The 18699-nt window shown below is 35.2% G+C and carries 17 protein-coding genes; 5 read left to right on the forward strand and 12 right to left on the reverse strand.

Annotated features, from left to right (window positions below; all coding sequences use genetic code 11):
* Nucleotides 1-3: 3 nt before the first annotated feature.
* Nucleotides 4-1383, forward strand: a complete 1380-nt coding sequence (locus JJL45_RS02360; protein ID WP_068600910.1) for a hypothetical protein — start codon at nucleotides 4-6, stop codon at nucleotides 1381-1383.
* A gap of 133 nt (nucleotides 1384-1516) precedes the next feature.
* On the opposite strand, the gene pyk is transcribed toward JJL45_RS02360, so the two are convergent.
* From pyk to JJL45_RS02415, 11 genes are all read right to left on the reverse strand, one after another.
* Nucleotides 1517-2962, reverse strand: coding sequence for a pyruvate kinase (pyk, locus tag JJL45_RS02365; RefSeq protein WP_068600908.1), 1446 nt, complete (start codon nucleotides 2960-2962; stop codon nucleotides 1517-1519).
* Nucleotides 2962-3447: an IPExxxVDY family protein gene (locus JJL45_RS02370; RefSeq protein WP_068600906.1), complete on the reverse strand. Its 486-nt coding sequence runs from the start codon at nucleotides 3445-3447 to the stop codon at nucleotides 2962-2964. The genes pyk and JJL45_RS02370 overlap by 1 nt, the downstream gene beginning before the upstream one ends.
* Before the next feature lie 191 nt (nucleotides 3448-3638).
* Nucleotides 3639-4055, reverse strand: coding sequence for a hypothetical protein (locus JJL45_RS02375; protein WP_202664224.1), 417 nt, complete (start codon nucleotides 4053-4055; stop codon nucleotides 3639-3641).
* Between the two features lie 296 nt (nucleotides 4056-4351).
* The gene (locus JJL45_RS02380; RefSeq protein WP_068600902.1) at nucleotides 4352-4678 is read right to left on the reverse strand and encodes a hypothetical protein; all 327 of its coding nucleotides are present in this window, start codon (nucleotides 4676-4678) and stop codon (nucleotides 4352-4354) included.
* 4 nt (nucleotides 4679-4682) lie between these two features.
* Nucleotides 4683-5024: a hypothetical protein gene (locus JJL45_RS02385; RefSeq protein WP_068600900.1), complete on the reverse strand. Its 342-nt coding sequence runs from the start codon at nucleotides 5022-5024 to the stop codon at nucleotides 4683-4685.
* Between the two features lie 67 nt (nucleotides 5025-5091).
* Nucleotides 5092-6030, reverse strand: coding sequence for a hypothetical protein (locus JJL45_RS02390; protein WP_202664225.1), 939 nt, complete (start codon nucleotides 6028-6030; stop codon nucleotides 5092-5094).
* 64 nt (nucleotides 6031-6094) lie between these two features.
* On the reverse strand, nucleotides 6095-8149 hold the full coding sequence (locus tag JJL45_RS02395) for a hypothetical protein (protein ID WP_068600895.1): 2055 nt from the start codon (nucleotides 8147-8149) through the stop codon (nucleotides 6095-6097).
* A complete protein-coding gene (locus JJL45_RS02400) occupies nucleotides 8150-8539 on the reverse strand; it encodes a PAAR domain-containing protein (protein WP_068600893.1) in 390 nt (129 codons plus the stop codon).
* Between the two features lie 225 nt (nucleotides 8540-8764).
* Complete coding sequence (gene rnc / locus JJL45_RS02405; RefSeq protein ID WP_068600890.1) at nucleotides 8765-9505, reverse strand: ribonuclease III; 741 nt, start codon at nucleotides 9503-9505, stop codon at nucleotides 8765-8767.
* Nucleotides 9506-9602: 97 nt separating this feature from the next.
* A complete protein-coding gene (gene fabF / locus JJL45_RS02410) occupies nucleotides 9603-10853 on the reverse strand; it encodes a beta-ketoacyl-ACP synthase II (RefSeq protein ID WP_068600888.1) in 1251 nt (416 codons plus the stop codon).
* A gap of 22 nt (nucleotides 10854-10875) precedes the next feature.
* Nucleotides 10876-11109 carry an acyl carrier protein gene (locus JJL45_RS02415; protein WP_007647141.1) on the reverse strand — a complete coding sequence of 78 codons (234 nt, stop codon included), beginning with the start codon at nucleotides 11107-11109 and terminating at the stop codon, nucleotides 10876-10878.
* Nucleotides 11110-11549: 440 nt separating this feature from the next.
* Here JJL45_RS02415 and JJL45_RS02420 point away from each other — a divergent pair, with 440 nt between their 5' ends.
* The 4 genes from JJL45_RS02420 to JJL45_RS02435 all read left to right on the forward strand — a co-directional run bounded on the left by JJL45_RS02420 (nucleotide 11550) and on the right by JJL45_RS02435 (nucleotide 16011).
* Nucleotides 11550-12116: a phosphoribosylglycinamide formyltransferase gene (locus JJL45_RS02420; protein WP_068600887.1), complete on the forward strand. Its 567-nt coding sequence runs from the start codon at nucleotides 11550-11552 to the stop codon at nucleotides 12114-12116.
* A 169-nt stretch (nucleotides 12117-12285) separates the two neighbouring features.
* A complete protein-coding gene (locus JJL45_RS02425; RefSeq protein WP_068600885.1) occupies nucleotides 12286-12927 on the forward strand; it encodes a viroplasmin family protein in 642 nt (213 codons plus the stop codon).
* Nucleotides 12928-13070: 143 nt separating this feature from the next.
* The gene (locus JJL45_RS02430) at nucleotides 13071-13997 is read left to right on the forward strand and encodes a PfkB family carbohydrate kinase (protein WP_067145243.1); all 927 of its coding nucleotides are present in this window, start codon (nucleotides 13071-13073) and stop codon (nucleotides 13995-13997) included.
* Between the two features lie 115 nt (nucleotides 13998-14112).
* Entirely contained in the window at nucleotides 14113-16011 is a 1899-nt protein-coding gene (locus JJL45_RS02435) for an amidophosphoribosyltransferase (protein WP_068600883.1), read from the forward strand.
* 471 nt (nucleotides 16012-16482) lie between these two features.
* Here the strand turns inward: JJL45_RS02435 and JJL45_RS02440 are convergent, their stop codons facing one another.
* Complete coding sequence (locus tag JJL45_RS02440) at nucleotides 16483-18522, reverse strand: carbohydrate-binding protein (RefSeq protein ID WP_068600881.1); 2040 nt, start codon at nucleotides 18520-18522, stop codon at nucleotides 16483-16485.
* Between the last annotated feature and the right edge of the window lie 177 nt (nucleotides 18523-18699).

Below are 18699 nucleotides of genomic sequence, written 5' to 3' on the forward strand. Positions count from 1 at the left end.
AACATGAAAAAAAATCTAATCAAAATAGGAGCATTAAGTCTCATTTTAGCTTTTACAAGCTGTAGCAGTGATGATAAAATATCAGAAGGTGAAGGAACAACACCAGAAGAAACTGGGACACGTTGGATAACCATTACAGGATCTTTCCCAGACGATAATGGAACTGGAGGAAATGGTGGTACACGTGCCTACGCCTTAACTGAAGAAAATGCAGCAGACCCAAACTTCGAACTAGACCTTTTTAAAATAGAGGGCGGAAACTTTGTTGAAGGTCTTGGTTTAAAATCAAGCCGTACAGCTCGTGTTCAAGCCTCTGAAGATGGTGCATATTTATACAACATACAATATACAGGAACTGAAGGTGGTGTATTTAACAAGTACGCCGTAAACGGAGAAGCTAATTTCGAAGAGGTAGGTTACGAATTAAATACCGCAGCTATTTTAGGAACAGCTCCTCGTTGGATGAAAGCCGCTGAAGGTATTGGTATTGGTGTTTATGCAAGCACATACGATGTAGAATATGAAGGAGAAGCTCCAAACTACACCTTTGTAGCTCATGATAGTGAAGTAAAAATAGCTTTATTAGATTTAGATGGAACTGCCATTACAAACACTGCTATATTTGACTTCCCTTGGACAGACGAAGAAAGAGCGGCTGGTTACAGTGTAGGTCGTGTAGATGTACCAATTTTAAACGATGCCCAAACCAAACTTTTTATTGGATGTAGAGTAAGAAAATTAGACCCTAATGCGACACCTGAATTAGATGAAGAAGGTAAACCTGTTTGGCCAAGTGATTCTGAAATAAATGGTACGAAAACTTTAATTGTAGATTTTCCATCATTAAGAAATCCTACTTATATTACTTCTACGCTTTCAAAAGAAAACAATAATGCATACCGTACTATGACGCAGTACATAGGTACCGATGGTCATATTTACCAAGCTACAGCTACTGGTGGTTCTGAAATTTTACGTATTAATAGCGCAACTAGTGATTACGATCCTAACTTCTATTTTAGCTTAAATGATGCTTTAGGTCTTACGGGCGCAAGAATTAGAGCTTGGAGATATGTGAAAGATGGTATTGGTGTTGTTTTATATACTTCCGACGATGCTGAAGGTGGATATATTGCTTTAATCGATTTACACAATCCGTCTAACTCGGTTAAATTATCTACTGATATAGAAACTGCTCCTGAATTATCTTCAACTTTAGGTCAATACCAAAACATTGGTCTTATTGGAGATATGGCCTATGTACCATTAACGCCAGCAGGTATGGAAGGTGCTATATATGTTATAAATACAGCAACAAAAGAAATTAAAAAAGGTGCTAAGTTAAAAACCATTTCTGGTAGCTACTACTTAGGAGCTTACTAAATAAATGCCGAGCCTATCAAAAAGAGCTGCCTAAAGGGCGGCTCTTTTTTTTCAGCCTCTGTATCCCTAGAAATAAAAAAGCCCAACGAATTTAAATTCGTTGGGCTTTTTTAATAATGTATGTTTTATAAATCTATGCTTTACTAGACTTTTTAATTTCGGTAACACGTAACGTATTTACCATACCTTTTTCCTGAATTGGCATGGCCGCTAAACTAATAACCATATCACCAGCTTCTAAATACCCTTTGTCGCAAGCAATGGCGTTTACGTCTTCAATGGTTTCATCGGTGCTTACAAACTTATCGTAGTAAAAAGCACGAACACCCCAAAGTAAACTTAAACGTGTTAAGATACGCTTATTTGAAGTAAACACTAAAATATGACATGATGGACGCCAAGCCGAAATTTGGAAAGCTGTATAACCACTATTTGTAAGTGTAGAAATCGCTTTAGCACTAATTTCGTTAGCCATATTTGCTGCATGATAACAAATAGCCTTAGTGATGTAACGATTTGTGCGGATATGTGGTGGTAATTGAGGTACTTGAATTAATCCTGAATTTTCAACACTTTTTAAAATATCCGACATTTGCTTAATAACCTGTACTGGATATTGCCCTACTGAAGTTTCACCAGAAAGCATTACGGCATCAGCACCATCCATAACCGAATTCGCCACATCGTTAACCTCTGCACGAGTTGGGGTTAAGCTAGAAATCATCGTTTCCATCATTTGTGTAGCAATGATTACCGGAATTCTGGCCTTTTTCGCTCGTAACACTAATTGTTTTTGAATAAGTGGTACTTCTTGAGCTGGAATTTCAACACCAAGATCTCCACGAGCCACCATTAAACCATCACAATGTGCAACAATTTTATCAATGTTTTCAATCGCTTCTGGTTTTTCAATTTTAGCTATAATAGGAATTTTATGCTCGGTATGCTCAGCAATTAAATCACTCAACTGCATTAAGTCTTCAGCATGACGCACAAACGATAAAGCAATCCAATCGACATTTAAGCTAATGGCAAAAATAGCATCCTCAATATCCTTTTTAGTTAATGCAGGCTGAGATATGTTCGTATTAGGAAGATTTACACCTTTTTTAGATTTTAAAGGACCTCCTTGGATAACTTTAGCCTTAACTTCAGATTCACTATCGGTTGAAACTACTTCAAAAATAAGTTTTCCATCATCCAAAAGGATACGCTCTCCAGGTTTCGCATCTTGCGGGAACCTTTTGTAAGTCATATACACACGCTCTTTAGTACCTTCAAAACGTTCGCCTGTAGCAAAAATGATTTCATCACCAGCATTTACTACAACTTCTTCCTTCATAACGCCTACACGAAGTTTTGGTCCTTGCAAATCGGCTAGAATTGCAGCAGTAAACCCGTATTCTTCATTCAACTCACGTATCATTTTAACACGTTCTGCAACGTCGTTATAATCGGCATGAGAAAAATTAATTCTAAATACGTTTGCTCCTTCTTCAAGCATACGCTTTAAAACTTCTTTGGAGCTTGTAGCAGGACCTAGAGTTGCTACTATTTTGGTTTTCTTTGTTGTCGCCATTAGTTAAAAATTAAATTGTCTTTAGATTTCAATATGCTAGAATCAATACTGTAGGCTGTTGCAATTTGAGGTATTTTTAAAAGATTATCTAAAATATACTTCGTTTTGCTGGAGCTTATTTCACTATCAATTTTTAATAGGAAATTTACAGTTTTATACTCTGGCAATAAATGAAATGTTTTTATTATTTTTTCTTGAGAGTCGAATAATGATTCAAAATTTCGACTTTGAAACTCTTCTTTTTTACAAATATTAGAGACTAAACTCCAGTTGATTAATTGTTTTTGGTCTTCCCATTCATAAATGGAAAATCCTGCTTGACTGTGACTTAAATCTAAATCTGTTTTCCTTCTTTTCAAGGCAATCCCTAAACCTTGGTTTATAAGATATGCTAGGCGATAATCTTCAACGTTACAGTGTATACCAATTAAGGTATAAAATGCTTCATCAAAAGCGTCATCTAAAACAAATTTTTGAACAGCCATAACTTACATTCAAACTTCACAAAGATAATATTATATCATAGCGAAATGAAACTAATGATAGTTTGTTAACAATAATTCCTACTAAAACGTTGTAGTTCGTTTGAATAGTCAAGAAGATTAAATAATCATTATCTTAACCTAAAAAACTTGAGGTTTTCATAAAAAAAGAATACATATTAATTAGCCTCGTTTTACTTTTCAAGAATTTTTATGCGCTTTTCAATAGCTTGCTGATGTTCTTTTTCAAGCTGAAATTTGTATTCGGGTAGTTGTTTGTAATTTTTAGGGCGAATGGCATAAAACCCAGCAAAAGATTTATTGGGATACATGCTATTAGGCTCCTGTTCTATGAAAAAGACTTCATCACTACCTCCTAAAGCTTTGGGAATTTGATAAACAAACATTTCTGAAGACACGCCCATCGCCCCATAACGTCTAAATTTTAAAGTATCACCCTGTGGTAAATAAAACTCTAACATGTAATAGCCCGATGAAAAGGTAATGGGATTCAAACCGATACCTTTTTCGCTATCCTGCTGAATGTAATCTACAACCTTTATGGTTTTAGATTTCATTAAATCTTCCATGCTTTCTTTAAGTGGTAGCATACGGATGTCTTTGGGATCTTTGGCTGGGTAGAGCTTAGTGAAATTTTCAGGACAATCTTTAAACCGTAAAGGATCTTCTTCTATTTTAAACCATTTATTATCTACTTTAAAATAGTAGCCAGTGAAATTCTCGTATACGCAACTTGCTTTATTATATAATTCATCAAATTTTTCGCTGTATTTCCCCCAGTTCTTCTTATCCTCGTTTGTTAAGGGATCAATATAGTCATGCTTAGTGGTATCTCCATTAAGTAACCAGTTTATATAATGTTCACTCCCCCATAAAGTTCCATCGCTTAACGTTTTATAAATTTATCAATTGTGTTACCCAAAAAATCAACTTTCTTTCTTGCTGATATTTTTTGTTTTTCATCACGTCCTATTACAGACAAAAACTGTTGTTTCTCTTCTATGAGCTTTTCTTTAATAATTGAGTTTTCATTGTATATGATTACAACTTCATAATTTTCAGTTCCCTGATGTTTATGTAGATCTTCATATTCGAAGTATTCTTGCATCTTTTTATGTGCTTTTTTATTTTTAAAATAATTGCAACTTGTGAAAAACACAAAAAAAATAAAACTAATTTTTATACTGTTCTTCATCATATAACTTACTTTCATAATCTTACTTTTTATTCACATAGGCCAGTTTTACATTATTAATATACTCGGTATCGGAAATAGAGGAATTAATTAACTTATTTTTTGTTTTGGTCCGTTCTACAAACTTTTTTTCTTGCTCCCTTTTTTCTTCATCTGTTAGCTCTTCTATTTCTTTTCCATTACCGACATATTCCACCCTATAAAACCGATCTTCGCCAGCCTTTTTAATACGATCAAATATGGAGGTTTTTCCTAAGTCATCATCAGGGAAATCGGTAAGTATTTTTTTATGGGTAATCATAGCGACGGGACTAAAATGCGCATACAAATCGGCTGTTTGAAGTGGTGCATATTGCAAAAGCATGTTTTGGTAAGTCACGTATGCTAAATTGTAATATTCTCTTATTCTTCATAAAGTTACAAGAGTTTATCTAAAATTTTCTGCGCTTTTCAACAGCTTGCTGATGTTCTTTTTCAAGCTGAAGTTTGTATTCGGGTAGTTGCTTGTAGTTTTTAGGACGAATGGCATAAAACCCAGCAAAAGATTTATTAGGATACATACTATTAGGCTCCTGTTCTATGAAAAAGACTTCATCACTACCTCCTAAAGCTTTGGGAATTTGATAAACAAACATTTCTGAAGACACGCCCATTGCCCCATAACGTCTAAATTTTAAAGTATCACCCTGTGGTAAATAAAACTCCAACATGTAATAGCCCGATGAAAAGTTAATGGGATTCAAACCGATACCTTTTTCGCTATCCTGCTGAATGTAATCTACAACCTTTATGGTTTTAGATTTCATTAAATCTTCCATGCTTTCTATAAGTGGTAGCATACGGATGTCTTTAGGGTCTTTGGCTGGGTATTGTTTGTAAACGTGTTTATTAAATAGCTCTGGTATAAATAATGATTTGTCATATTTAAATTTGTACCATTTCTCTTCAATTTTCATATAATAACTCCATGAAGATTCATAAACATAACTAGCTTTATTATAATATTCTATAAATTCCTTTAACCATTTTTCAGGTTCATTTTTATCTTCTAGTGTTAAAGGATCAATATAGTCATGCTTAGTGGTATCTCCATTAATTAACCAGTTTACATAATGTTCACTCCCCCATAAAGTTCCATCACTTAATGTGTTATAAATTATAAATTTATTAATTGTGTTACCAAAAAAATCAACTTTCTTCCTTTCTGATATTTTTTGTTTTTCATCACGTCCTATTACAGACAAAAAATGTTGTTTCTCTTCAATGAGCTTTTCTTTAATAATTGAGTTTTCATTGTATATAATTACAACTTCATAATTTTCAGTTCCCTGATGTTTATGTAGATCTTCATATTCGAAGTATTCTTGCATCTTTTTATGTGCTTTTTTATTTTTGAAATAATTACAGCTTGTGAATAAGACTAGTAAAATAAGACTAGTGTTTATGCTTTTCTTCATCATATAACTTCTTTTCATAGGCTTCTTTTTCATAAACATAAGCTTGCACTACATTATTTATATATTGAGTATTGGCAATAGACGTATCAATTAATTTAGTTACTAACTGACCATTAACACTAACATTTTCTTGCTCCCTTTTTTCTTCATCTGTTAGCTCTTCTATTTCTTTTCCATTTCCCTTATACTCCACCCTATAAAACCGACCCTCGCCAGCCTTTTTAATACGATCAAATATGGAGGTTTTTCCTAAGTCATCATCAGGGAAATCGGTAAGTATTTTTTTATGGGTAATCATAGCGACGGGACTAAAATGCGCATACAAATCGGCCGTTTGAAGTGGTGCATATTGCAAAAGCATGTTTTGGTAAGTCACGTATGCTAAATTGTAATACAAGCAACTTTTTTTATCCTCACTACTAATACCTTGTTTTAAATGTAAATAACTAGGTAATTTTATGGGGTAATCAAGATTGTTTTTAAACAATTTTAAAAGACTAACTTCTATGGGTTTGTCCTGATAAATTTTAATTAAATTAGAATATTCTCTTATTTTTTGGTTATTTTCTTCAATAAAAGCATGGGTGCCTATTAAAACCTCTCCAACAGTTTCATGGTCAAATTTATGTTTAGACTGTTTTTCGTAGTTCTCCTCAGCAACCCTAAATGCATTCATGGCGATTGCCCAACGCAATGCTACTTTTTTATAAGCTCCCCATTCTTTACCATGAATTAATTCTTCATCACTACTTTTATTATGAAATAAATTACTTTCCCCATGTACATCCTCAAAATTAAAACGGCGGTTGGCAACATAAGGTGGAATGACCAAGAAACCACCATCGGCACCTTCCAACCATAAATCTATAACTTCTTTATCTTGACTATCTAAATAATAAGAAGGAATACTTTTTTTATGGTGAAAATACTCTGCACTAAATAATGTTTTATCAGTTTTGGGATGACAAGCACTTTTAATTTCTGGAATGTCACCATCAATAGTCACCAAATCACCTCTATCATTAGGAAAGGTAAACTGTACCGCTCTACTTTTAAAAGCTTCCCAACTGCCACAAATTTCTTTTACGTGTTCAAAAAGCCCCCTATAATTATGTACTTTTTTATATTTCGGATTGTAAAGGTCTGATAAGGCATTTAAAAACTCCTTCCCACTATCCTCTTCTTTACCAAACAATACGGCATTTTTATTCACCATATATTCTTTGGTTTTCTTTTTTACCAAGGTATTATAATCATCACCAAAAAGTCCACGAGGTTGATGAACCCCTAAGAAAATGGAATTTATAGCGACCTCACTATACCCCATATCTTTGGCATACTTTATAACACCCAATTTTACGCCTGCTGCCATACAGGCCCCTTGACTATGCCCTACAATAGTTACAGGTTTATAATGTGGTGTATAACTTTCTATTTGTGGCTTTTCACTTATTTTAGCATCTACATCCTCCTTTTCTAAAAGCCCCCAATTATGCTTTGCCCACTCGTAACCCAAAGAGATTCCATGATCTACGCGGTGTGCGCCACTACTACCTAAACCGTGAGATCCGTTTACATAATGTACACGCCCCTCGGCATTAAAATATTTAGCATAGGTTTCTGTAGCCTTGAATTGATTCTCTTTAAGGTTCCAATATCCTGTATATTTACTTTCTGGAGTGCTAAAAACCGTTGTATTTGGGTTCCTTAATTTTTCTTCAACTATTTTTCTGATTTTACTTTTCTGTAAATCTGCTTTATGTTGGTCTGCCGTGTAAAAATCATCATGATCTGCACGGTTGTATTCGTTTGTATTTTCACCACGCCTAGTAAACCACCCTGTTTTATCTGGATTTAAATCCATTATGGCATTCCAATGCGATTCACTATTGGTTACGGGGTCGCTTAAATACCCGTGTACAAAAATAATTTCACCTTGTAACTTTGGTAAGCTTTTTTCTTCTTCATTCTGCTCTTCAGCAAGATTTCTAATTGTTTCCTGATTTTGTTCTGCTATTTTAAGATTTAACAATTAACCAACTAGTCCAGCTTTAATTCTGTCTAAAAAGGTAATTTCAGGAAATGGAATTTTATCTATTGGCATTACAGCCCTAGGAGGTTCTGGGGCACTGCTACTAACAATAACATTAGCTGATCCGGACACAATAACACCGCCGTGAGCCGTCATATCCCCTAAACAAGCAATTGCTTTACCATTAATTAAAACCGTTGGATTTCCGGTAACCACTGTATCTGGACCACCAGCACAAGTGCAAACACTTCCTATAGTAGCGACAGGATTTCCGTTTATTAATACATTAGGTGCGCCTTGTATAATTGGTCCACCAATGTGTGGCGTGGTGCCACTACACATGGGACAAGTATGGTGACTTCCTAATGTTGCTGCTGGTTTCCCTGACATGCTTCCGTTTTAATTATCTTCCACATTTTAATAAACTTAACCTTTTGAATAAACAAAACAGTACAGCATATCGAAAAGTATCATGATATATTCACCCCAGCAATATAGTAAGAATTTTCTTCATAAAATTAATTTACATATGAAAATAAAACTAATTATAGTTATAGAAAGTATAAATCATATCTTTACTTTACGTAGAATCTTTTCTTCGGAAGCATAAAAAATCTAAATAGTTTTAGAAATTCTACTCTGGAAAGCAAAGAAGGCACGTTTTGATGCTTTTTCTTCGGCTTTTTTCTTGGATGTCGCACGGGCTTTAGCTACGACTTTGTCGTCTATGGAGAGTTTTACTGAGAAATGACGCAGCTCGTCGTTTCCGGTATCATCATAAACATGATAATTAAATGTTTTCTTTTCCTTTTGGCACCACTCAATTAATAAGCTTTTATAGCTAATCACTTTACCTTCTAGGGTTTCAATATCTACATGAGGGATTATAAGGCATTTGGTTATAAATTTTTCGCAGTATTTATAACCCCGGTCTAGGAAAATAGCTCCTATTAAGGCTTCAAATAAGTTTCCATGGATATTATCGCCAAACTGACCTGCTGGGATTTTACTTTCAACAAGATTGATTAATTTAAGTTCCTTACCCAACTCATTTAAATGCTCTCTACTTACAATTTTAGAACGCATTTTAGTGAGATAACCTTCATCACCACCTGGTACTTCCAGATATAAGTGTGAAGCTATTACAGAACTCAACATCGCATCCCCAAGAAACTCTAAACGCTCGTAATTAAAAGGGTTTCCTTTACTGTCCTTGATATTCATGGAACGGTGTGTAAAGGCGCGTTTGTAATACTTAATCTCCTTGGGCTTAACACCAAGGATTTCAGTTAATTGTATAAAAAAATTCCCGTTGCGTTTAAAACGGGAATTTAATATGTTGCGAATGCTTTTCATCTGATGTCGAATATACTATTTTAATGTCAGATGTAATAAACCATGTTTCATTTTACTGTAAAAATTAATTTATCGTTATGGTTTATAGCGTTCGGATTTAATCTAATTTTTTGAATACCACACAAGCGTTATGACCACCAAATCCAAAGGTGTTACTCATAGCCACTTTTACGTCGCGTTTTTGAGCCTTATTTAAAGTTAAATTTAATTCAGGATCAATTTTTTCATCTACAGTTGTATGGTTAATGGTTGGTGGTACAATACCCTTTTCCATAGCCAAAATAACCGATATCGCTTCAATAGCTCCAGCTGCACCTAATAAGTGCCCTGTCATTGATTTTGTTGAATTGATATTTATAGACTTTGCATGATCACCAAAAACCTCTGAAATGGCTTTAAGCTCGGCAACATCTCCTAATGGTGTTGATGTACCGTGTGTATTAATATGATCTACATCTTCAGGTTTTAAACCTGCATTTTGCAAACAATTTTTCATTACCGCTATAACACCAATACCATCTGGGTGCGGAGCTGTCATATGATGCGCATCAGAAGATAAACCTCCTCCAATAAACTCGGCATATATTTTAGCGCCTCTTGCTTTAGCATGCTCGTACTCTTCTAGGATAAGAGCTCCAGCACCTTCGCCTAAAACAAAGCCATCTCTTGTGGCATCGAATGGACGAGAAGCCGTTTCTGGGCTTTCATTTCTAGTTGATAAGGCATGCATGGCATTAAATCCACCCATTCCAGCAATAGTTACTGCCGCTTCACTACCTCCTGTAACAACCACATCGGTATGACCTAAACGTATAGAGTTTAAGGCATCAAACATCGCGTTAGCAGAAGAAGCACAAGCAGAAACCGTTGTGTAATTTGGCCCCATAAAACCATGTTTTATAGAAATGTTTCCTGGTGCAATATCAGCAATCATTTTAGGAATAAAGAACGGGTTAAATCTTGGTGTTCCATCTCCAGAGGCGAAGTTCAAAACTTCATTTTGGAAGGTTTCTAATCCACCTATTCCTGCACCCCATATCACACCAACACGTAATTTATCAACCTCATCAAGATTCAATTTAGCATCTTCAATGGCCTCGTCTGCAGCTACCATAGCATACTGGGCAAACTTATCCATTTTTCGAGCCTCTTTTCTATCGATAAAATCGGTTACGTTAAAGTTCTTTAATTCGCAGGCAAATTTTGTTTTGAACTTTTCGGTATCATAATACGTTATAGGCGCAGCCCCACTTTTTCCACTAACTAAGCCTTCCCAATATTCATCTTTGGTATTGCCTATTGGTGTTAAAGCTCCTAATCCTGTGACTACAACTCGCTTTAATTCCATAAAGTATTTTGCTTGTTTTTACTTATTTTGCTGCTTCTATGTAAGAAATAGCTTGACCAACTGTTGCGATATTTTCAGCTTGATCATCTGGTATTTGAATATCGAATTCTTTTTCGAACTCCATAATTAATTCTACAGTATCTAAAGAGTCTGCTCCTAAATCATTTGTGAAGCTAGCTTCAGTAACAACTTCGTTCTCATCTACTCCTAATTTGTCTACGATAATCGCTTTTACTCTTGATGCAATGTCTGACATAACTTTTAATTTTAAAATTTTAATTTAGGCTGCAAAAATAAAAAACTTTATTTTTAAAACACGTCTTTACTTTAAAAATGTGTCTGTAATTTACTAAAATTACTTTTAAGTATTTATATAATTGCTTCTAATTGTTAATAATTATTCTTTTTTTTGCCGGTACAAATATAAGTCTATAAGTCTGTATAAAAACGTAACATAGGAGGTTTTTAACAAGAATTCTCCTTATTTAGCGTTAATACCATTTTAACCATATAAATGTCGCATGTAATTTGTTTCTTTTTCGCCCATATTTCAATATAAAATAAAACCGTAGCTAAGGCTATGCTTGGATTTTCTATTTTATCTGAACAAAAAATAATTCAAATTAAGAATACGACATTATACAATTAAATTTGTATAAAATCTTTTACAACACCTAACAAAACTCTTCAAAATAGATGAAACGCATTGTGATTTTTGCTTCAGGAAGCGGCTCAAATGCCGAAAATTTAATTCGTTTTTTCGAAAATAGCCAAACCGCATCGGTGGTACAGGTGCTTACAAACAACCCACAAGCGAAAGTATTGGATCGAGCAAAAAAACTTAACGTTAGTGCTTTATCCTTTAATAGGATAGCCATCTCAAAAACGGAAGACGTCCTTAATATATTAAAAGCCTCTAAACCAGACTTAATAGTACTTGCAGGATATCTTTGGAAATTCCCTGATAATATTTTGAATGCCTTTCCTAATAAAGTTATTAATGTACATCCTGCTTTACTACCTAATTATGGAGGAAAAGGCATGTATGGTATGCATGTTCATAATGCGGTGGTTGCCAACAAAGAAGCACAAACAGGCATCACCATACACTATGTGAATGAACATTACGATGAAGGCGCCATTATTTTCCAAGCTACTTGTGAAGTTGATCCAACCGACACAGCCGATGATGTTGCTGCAAAAATTCATACCTTAGAAATGGAGCACTTTCCTAAGGTGGTAGAAAAACTACTCCATACGTAATTGTTATTAAAATTCACTCTGAAGAACCTTTGTATATTTATAACATTATATAAGGTGTTCTCAGCTTATTACATGTAGCATACTTTATTAATCGGTGAAAATCTGTGAAATCTGTGTCTAGAACACAACTAAAATTTATGAGATTCCCTCCTTCGAGGCAATAACAAAAATGTCGAAACCTAAAAAGAAATACTATACCATTTGGAAAGGTCACAAAACTGGGGTTTTTGACTCCTGGAACACTTGTAAATCTTTAATTAAAGATTATCCTGGTGCCCAATACAAATCCTTTCCTTCTTTAGAAGCTGCGAAAAAAGCTCTGGATGGTAATTATTTCGACTACGTCGGAAAAAACAAATCTTTTGAAAGCGTCTTAAGCGCCGAACAACTAAAAAAAATAGGGAAACCTAATTACCATTCTATTTCCGTTGATGCAGCCTCTAGCGGAAACCCGGGAATCATGGAATACAGAGGTGTCGACACAAAAACCAAAAAACAACTTTTTATTCAAGGCCCTTTTGAAGAAGGCACCAATAATATAGGTGAGTTTTTAGCCCTAGTACACGGTTTGGCCTTACTGAAAAAAAACAATAGCGACCGTATTATGTACACCGATTCTAAAATTGCTATGAGTTGGGTAAAAAAGAAAACTTGCAATACCAAATTAAAACGCAGTGCAAAAAACAAGGCTGTTTTTGACTTAGTTGATCGTGCTTTAGACTGGTTAAAAAATAATACTTACCAAACCACCATCGTAAAATGGGAAACCAAAGCTTGGGGGGAAATTCCTGCTGATTTTGGAAGAAAATAAACCCAACAACCTCATCATCAGCACCAAACAACATCTTAATCTTTAACCACTAAAGTATCAAACTTCAATCAATTTGAAATAAATATAATCGGCCTAATCTGTAAAAAGGCTTATATTTGCACAAAAATTATCCATTCTCTTTTATGAGTAAATTAGTAATAGTTGGCACAGTAGCTTTTGACGCTATTGAAACGCCTTTCGGGAAAACCGATAAAATTCTTGGGGGCGCTGCAACTTTTATCGGTCTTGCGGCTTCTTATTTTAATATCGATACTGCTGCTGTTTCAGTAGTAGGAGGCGATTTTCCGCAGGAATATTTAGACTTATTATCCAATAAAAACATTGATATTTCAGGAATTGAAATCGTTAAAGATGGTAAAACATTCTTTTGGAGCGGACGCTACCACAACGACATGAATTCTCGAGATACCTTAGTTACGGAGCTAAACACCTTGGCAGATTTTAACCCTGTAGTTCCTGAAAACTACAAAGATGCTGAAGTCGTGATGTTAGGAAATCTACATCCTCTCGTCCAAGCTAGTGTTTTAGATCAAATGTCTGCAAAACCAAAAATGGCCATTTTAGATACCATGAATTTTTGGATGGATTGCGCATTGGAAGATCTATTAAATGTGATTAAGCGTGTGGATGTGATTACAATTAACGATGAAGAAGCTAGACAACTAACAGGAGAATACTCGTTGTTAGTGGCCGCCCAAAAAATTCAAACCATGGGACCTAAATATGTGGTAATTAAAAAAGGGGAACACGGTGCTTTATTATTTCATAAAGACCAAGCTTTCTACGCTCCTGCATTACCGTTAAAGGAAGTGTTTGACCCAACAGGTGCTGGCGATACTTTTGCCGGAGGATTTGCAGGTTACCTAGCTAAAACAAACGATTTTTCATTCGAAAACATGAAAAAGGCCGTGATTTACGGTTCTACCCTAGCCTCCTTTTGTGTAGAAAAATTTGGAACAGAACGCACACAAAATTTGTCAGATCAAGAAGTTCATCAACGCTTATTGCAGTTTAAAGATTTAACGCAATTTGATATAGAATTAGCATAACACAACGCGCTCGTAAAAGAGTGCGTTTTTAATTATAAACCTTTTAGAATTCAGCAAAACTTAAAAATTCATTACAACATATCGAATTTTTAAAAAAAGCGAAAACAAGAATATTATGAGTGATGCCTTAAAACACGAATGTGGAATAGCTGTTATACGCCTATTAAAACCTTTAGAATATTATAAAGAGAAGTATGGCAGTGCATTTTATGGGGTAAATAAAATGTATTTAATGATGGAAAAACAGCACAATCGTGGTCAAGATGGTGCTGGATTAGCAAGTATTAAATTAGATACAAAACCTGGAGAGCGCTACATAAGTAGAGTACGTTCGATCGCGCAACAGCCTATTCAAGATATTTTTGCCCAAATTAACGATCGTGTTAATAAGGAATTTAAAGAGCATCCAGAATATATGGATGATGTGGCGGCACAAAAAAAGAACATCCCTTATATAGGCGAAGTTTTTCTAGGTCACGTACGTTATGGAACCTTCGGAAAAAATAGCGTAGAAAGCGTACACCCTTTTTTAAGACAAAATAACTGGATGCACCGTAATTTGATTATGGCTGGTAACTTTAATATGACTAATGTTAAAGAATTATTCGGAAATCTTATCGAATTAGGACAACATCCAAAGGAATATACCGATACCATAACCATTATGGAAAAAATTGGTCATTTCTTAGATGATGAAGTAAGCAAGGTTTACAGAGATTTAAAAAAGGAAGGTTACAATAAACAACAAGCGTCTCCGCTAATTGCAGAACGTTTAAAAGTGGCTAAAATATTAAAACGTGCTGCTAAAAACTGGGATGGTGGCTATGCCATGGCTGGACTTATTGGTCACGGTGATGCCTTCGTATTAAGAGACCCAGCAGGTATTCGTCCGGCATATTATTACCAAGATGACGAAGTGGTTGTAGTAGCTTCTGAACGCCCTGTAATTCAAACTGTTTTTAACGTTGACTTTGATAAAGTAAAAGAATTAGATCCAGGACAAGCTATTATTGTTAAAAAATCTGGCGAAGTTCGATTTAAAAAGATATTAGAACCTTTAGAAAGAAAATCTTGTTCTTTTGAGCGTATTTATTTCTCTAGAGGTAGTGATGCCGAAATTTATCAAGAGCGTAAAAAACTAGGTAAATTATTAATGCCAAAGGTATTAGAAGCCATAGATAACGACACTAAAAACACGGTATTCTCATACATTCCTAACACGGCTGAAACGTCGTTTTTTGGTATGATTGAAACGGCTGAAGCCTATATCAACGAGAAGAAAACTGAAGCCATATTGAATGGCCAACGTTCCTTATCGGCTGCAAAAGTGACCGAAATTTTATCGGAGCGTGCCCGTGTTGAAAAAATCGCAATTAAAGATGTAAAACTAAGAACCTTTATTACCGAAGATAGTAGTAGAGATGATTTAGTAGCGCATGTTTACGATGTAACTTATGGCGTTATAAAACCTAATGATAATTTAGTAATCATTGACGATAGTATTGTTAGAGGAACCACTTTAAAGAAAAGTATCCTTAAAATGCTCGACCGTTTAAATCCGAAGAAAATCGTCGTGGTATCGTCGGCACCTCAAATTCGATACCCAGATTGCTACGGTATTGATATGGCCCGTCTTGAAGATTTAATTGCTTTTAGAGCCGCTTTAGAGCTTCTTAAAGACCAAGGCAAATATGATATTGTTAAGGAAGTTTACGAAAAATGTATCACGCAAACAGAACTTGCCGATAAATACGTCCAAAATTTTGTAAAAGAAATTTATGATCCATTTACGGACGAGCAGATTTCAGATAAAATCTCTGAATTATTAAGTGATGAAAGCGTAAAAGCTGAAGTTAAAATCATTTTCCAACCGGTAGAAAATCTACATAAAGCATGTCCAGAACACCTAGGTGATTGGTACTTTACAGGAAACTATCCAACCGTTGGGGGTAACCGAGTGGTAAACAGAGCTTTTATTAACTTTTTTGAAGGTAATCGAGAGCGTGCGTACTAGTAAAAACAACAAAACAATTTTGTGGTACAAAACCTACTTTTAAGCGTTTTGTACCACATAAAAACATTTAATCTTATAAATCTACCGTTTATCTAATAAATACTCTAGTTAGAGGAATTACCTATAACTTGGTAATACCATAACATAAGTAGGTTAAGTTCATGGTAGATTTGGGGCAAAAAAGGTGGACATCTGTTCACCTTTTTTATTTCTCTATTTTTCGCAGTACAACACCTACAATTCTGAATTACTGAAGGTTACACGTACACACTTCAATCAAAACATTTCTTTTAAGCCAATATTTACGTAGTTCAGCTAATATATTTTAGCAGTTGGCTAATCAACTTTATATTTGGGGCACCATAACATAAGTAGGTTAAGTTCATGGTAGATTTGGGGCAAAAAGGTGAACATTAGGTTGTTCACCTTTTTCATTTTATATACTTCCATGAATTTTACCCTTTTAATAGCCTATTCCTTTATAAACATCAAAGATTGCTTAGCCTTTTTATATTCCAGCATCAATACATATTGTCCTTCTTCAAAATTTGTAGTTTCAACCGATTGGTTTGGACCTACTATGCCCTGTGATACATGCCTTCCTAATAGATCATAAACCTTATAATTTACCGATTGCTTAAGATTACCGATATACAAAAATGATTTTGAAGGATTTGGATAAACAAATAAGTCATCTAAAACATCACTATCTTGCGGATAAAGGCTTAATGCCGATTGTTTCTCTAAGTAAAACTTATCCATATTCCAATGCCAATCGTTGCTTCCATTTGCTAAAATGCGAATCACATGAACACCAGATTCAATATGAATAAGCGATTGATGCTTTAAAAGCTCGTAATTCGACCAGCTACCATTATTAGGCACGGTCGTATTAGCAACAATTTGCCCATCTATTTGCATTTGCACAGCAGCGTTATCAGAAGGTGTACTAATAAGATACGTGAGCTCATACATACCAGTTTCAAGAATATGTACTGTAAACTCCATCCAATCTTGGCGGTTAACGTGGTCAACCCCTGTGGCGTTGGCATGCACACCATCATAACCATTTGGTGCATATCCCACTTCATTTTTAGTAGCTTCAAAATCCTCAGCTTCTATAATAATGGCATCACTTGAGGGTTCGTTGACTTCTTGTACCAAATCAAAACGTTTTAAATGCATCCAACCGCCTTGAACCTGATCCCAGTTAAGTTGATGTGCCAATCCCCAACTAACCCCAGATGAAGGTGTTGTGCCTTCCGTGTTTGAACGAAAAATACCTAACGCATCAGGTACGTGCGTTGCTGTCCCCTTCATTTCAAAATTTACCCCATCGGTAGAGAACTGTACCGAGCCTCTTTCGGGACCATCCAATTTTTGAATGATAGCAATACCATTATTATAATGCCAAACACTAACTTCGTGTCCCGAAGTGGTAATAGGGTTGTATTCAGATTTTACATAAGGTCCAGTAGGCGAATCGGCAATAGCAACGCCCCAACGAATTTCACGTTCTCCACAATATCGCTCCTCGCCCATACGCTCGCCTTTATAATATAAGTAGAATTTATCATTATAAAACATAAGGCAAGGATCATGTACCTTATGACTATCAAAATCGCCTTTTTCAATCACATCAAGACGACTTGTAGAATTTGTTGCCCAAATACCATTATCGGTGGCTCTTAAAATAGGCGAATCTAGTTTAGTCCATGGACCATTAGGCGAATCGGCTACCGCCATGGCTACGGTATTCTTAACCCGCTCGATATAAGGATGCTGAACCGCCTGATATATTAAATAGAATTTATCTTCATGCTCAAAGATTTCTGGTGTAAACACAGAGCGATCGTCGAAACGTCCGGAAGCTCCCCTAGCCACAGCAACACCCTGTTCATCCCAATTAAAGCCATCTGCAGAGGTAGCGAAATAAATATCACAATAATCCCAGGGAAACACATTATCGTTAACATCGTTGGTACCAAAATAAGTTGAAGTCTCAGATAATTTATAAGTGTACCACACATAATACAGGCCATTATGCTGAATTACTGCACTAGGATCTCGACGGGTGTAAGTCGCATTGGGAGCAAAATCGCCAGTTAAATTCGTTTCGGTAAAGGTGACATTCCAATTGGCATCATCTGGGATATTTGGATTATTATATGCGGTGCAACTCGATAAATAATTCTCCCAACGCGACGTTGCCGAACTTTTTATTTTAGCTCTTAGCTGAATATCGATATTAGTGGTTGGCGTAAGACTTCTTAAATCTTCAAAAACATAGCCTGCTTTTTTAATTTGAAGAGTTCTCGGCGAATTATCGGTTACCGAGAATGAAAACTGTCCGTTGCTTGTTGTTGTAATTTGTTGGTTAGTTTCAACCAAAGTCACTAAGGCGCCTTCAATAAAAGCACCTGTAGATTTATCGGTAATGGTCCCTGAATAGTTTTGTGCCGTGAGTTGAAAAGCACAGCAAAGTATAAGTAGGTAATTAAAAAGTTTCATACGATTTGGTTTTAAACAGTAAAACTATATTAAAACCTTAGCCTCGCCTCGAAATTAAACTCGACATGAACTATACAAACGAGTTAAATCATAAAATAAAAGCTATATATGCGACTCGAATGAGTAATTAGTAAAATCGAAAACAAAAAAAACGCCTCGGTTTAAGCCAAGGCGTTT

It is taken from the genome of Tamlana sp. s12 (genome assembly GCF_016767215.1).
GTDB lineage: Bacteria > Bacteroidota > Bacteroidia > Flavobacteriales > Flavobacteriaceae > Pseudotamlana > Pseudotamlana agarivorans.

Excerpts from the sequence above, each read along its gene's own strand:
- JJL45_RS02380 (WP_068600902.1), bottom strand. The coding sequence starts at position 4,678 with ATGAAAGTAAGTTATATGATGAAGAACAGTATAAAAATTAGTTTTATT.
- JJL45_RS02385 (WP_068600900.1), bottom strand. The coding sequence starts at position 5,024 with ATGCTTTTGCAATATGCACCACTTCAAACAGCCGATTTGTATGCGCAT.
- JJL45_RS02435 (WP_068600883.1), top strand. The coding sequence starts at position 14,113 with ATGAGTGATGCCTTAAAACACGAATGTGGAATAGCTGTTATACGCCTA.
- JJL45_RS02415 (WP_007647141.1), bottom strand. The coding sequence starts at position 11,109 with ATGTCAGACATTGCATCAAGAGTAAAAGCGATTATCGTAGACAAATTA.
- JJL45_RS02425 (WP_068600885.1), top strand. The coding sequence starts at position 12,286 with ATGTCGAAACCTAAAAAGAAATACTATACCATTTGGAAAGGTCACAAA.
- pyk (WP_068600908.1), bottom strand. The coding sequence starts at position 2,962 with ATGGCGACAACAAAGAAAACCAAAATAGTAGCAACTCTAGGTCCTGCT.
- JJL45_RS02375 (WP_202664224.1), bottom strand. The coding sequence starts at position 4,055 with ATGCTACCACTTAAAGAAAGCATGGAAGATTTAATGAAATCTAAAACC.
- rnc (WP_068600890.1), bottom strand. The coding sequence starts at position 9,505 with ATGAAAAGCATTCGCAACATATTAAATTCCCGTTTTAAACGCAACGGG.
- JJL45_RS02370 (WP_068600906.1), bottom strand. The coding sequence starts at position 3,447 with ATGGCTGTTCAAAAATTTGTTTTAGATGACGCTTTTGATGAAGCATTT.
- JJL45_RS02400 (WP_068600893.1), bottom strand. The coding sequence starts at position 8,539 with ATGTCAGGGAAACCAGCAGCAACATTAGGAAGTCACCATACTTGTCCC.
- fabF (WP_068600888.1), bottom strand. The coding sequence starts at position 10,853 with ATGGAATTAAAGCGAGTTGTAGTCACAGGATTAGGAGCTTTAACACCA.
- JJL45_RS02430 (WP_067145243.1), top strand. The coding sequence starts at position 13,071 with ATGAGTAAATTAGTAATAGTTGGCACAGTAGCTTTTGACGCTATTGAA.
- JJL45_RS02390 (WP_202664225.1), bottom strand. The coding sequence starts at position 6,030 with ATGCAAGAATACTTCGAATATGAAGATCTACATAAACATCAGGGAACT.
- JJL45_RS02360 (WP_068600910.1), top strand. The coding sequence starts at position 4 with ATGAAAAAAAATCTAATCAAAATAGGAGCATTAAGTCTCATTTTAGCT.
- JJL45_RS02440 (WP_068600881.1), bottom strand. The coding sequence starts at position 18,522 with ATGAAACTTTTTAATTACCTACTTATACTTTGCTGTGCTTTTCAACTC.
- JJL45_RS02420 (WP_068600887.1), top strand. The coding sequence starts at position 11,550 with ATGAAACGCATTGTGATTTTTGCTTCAGGAAGCGGCTCAAATGCCGAA.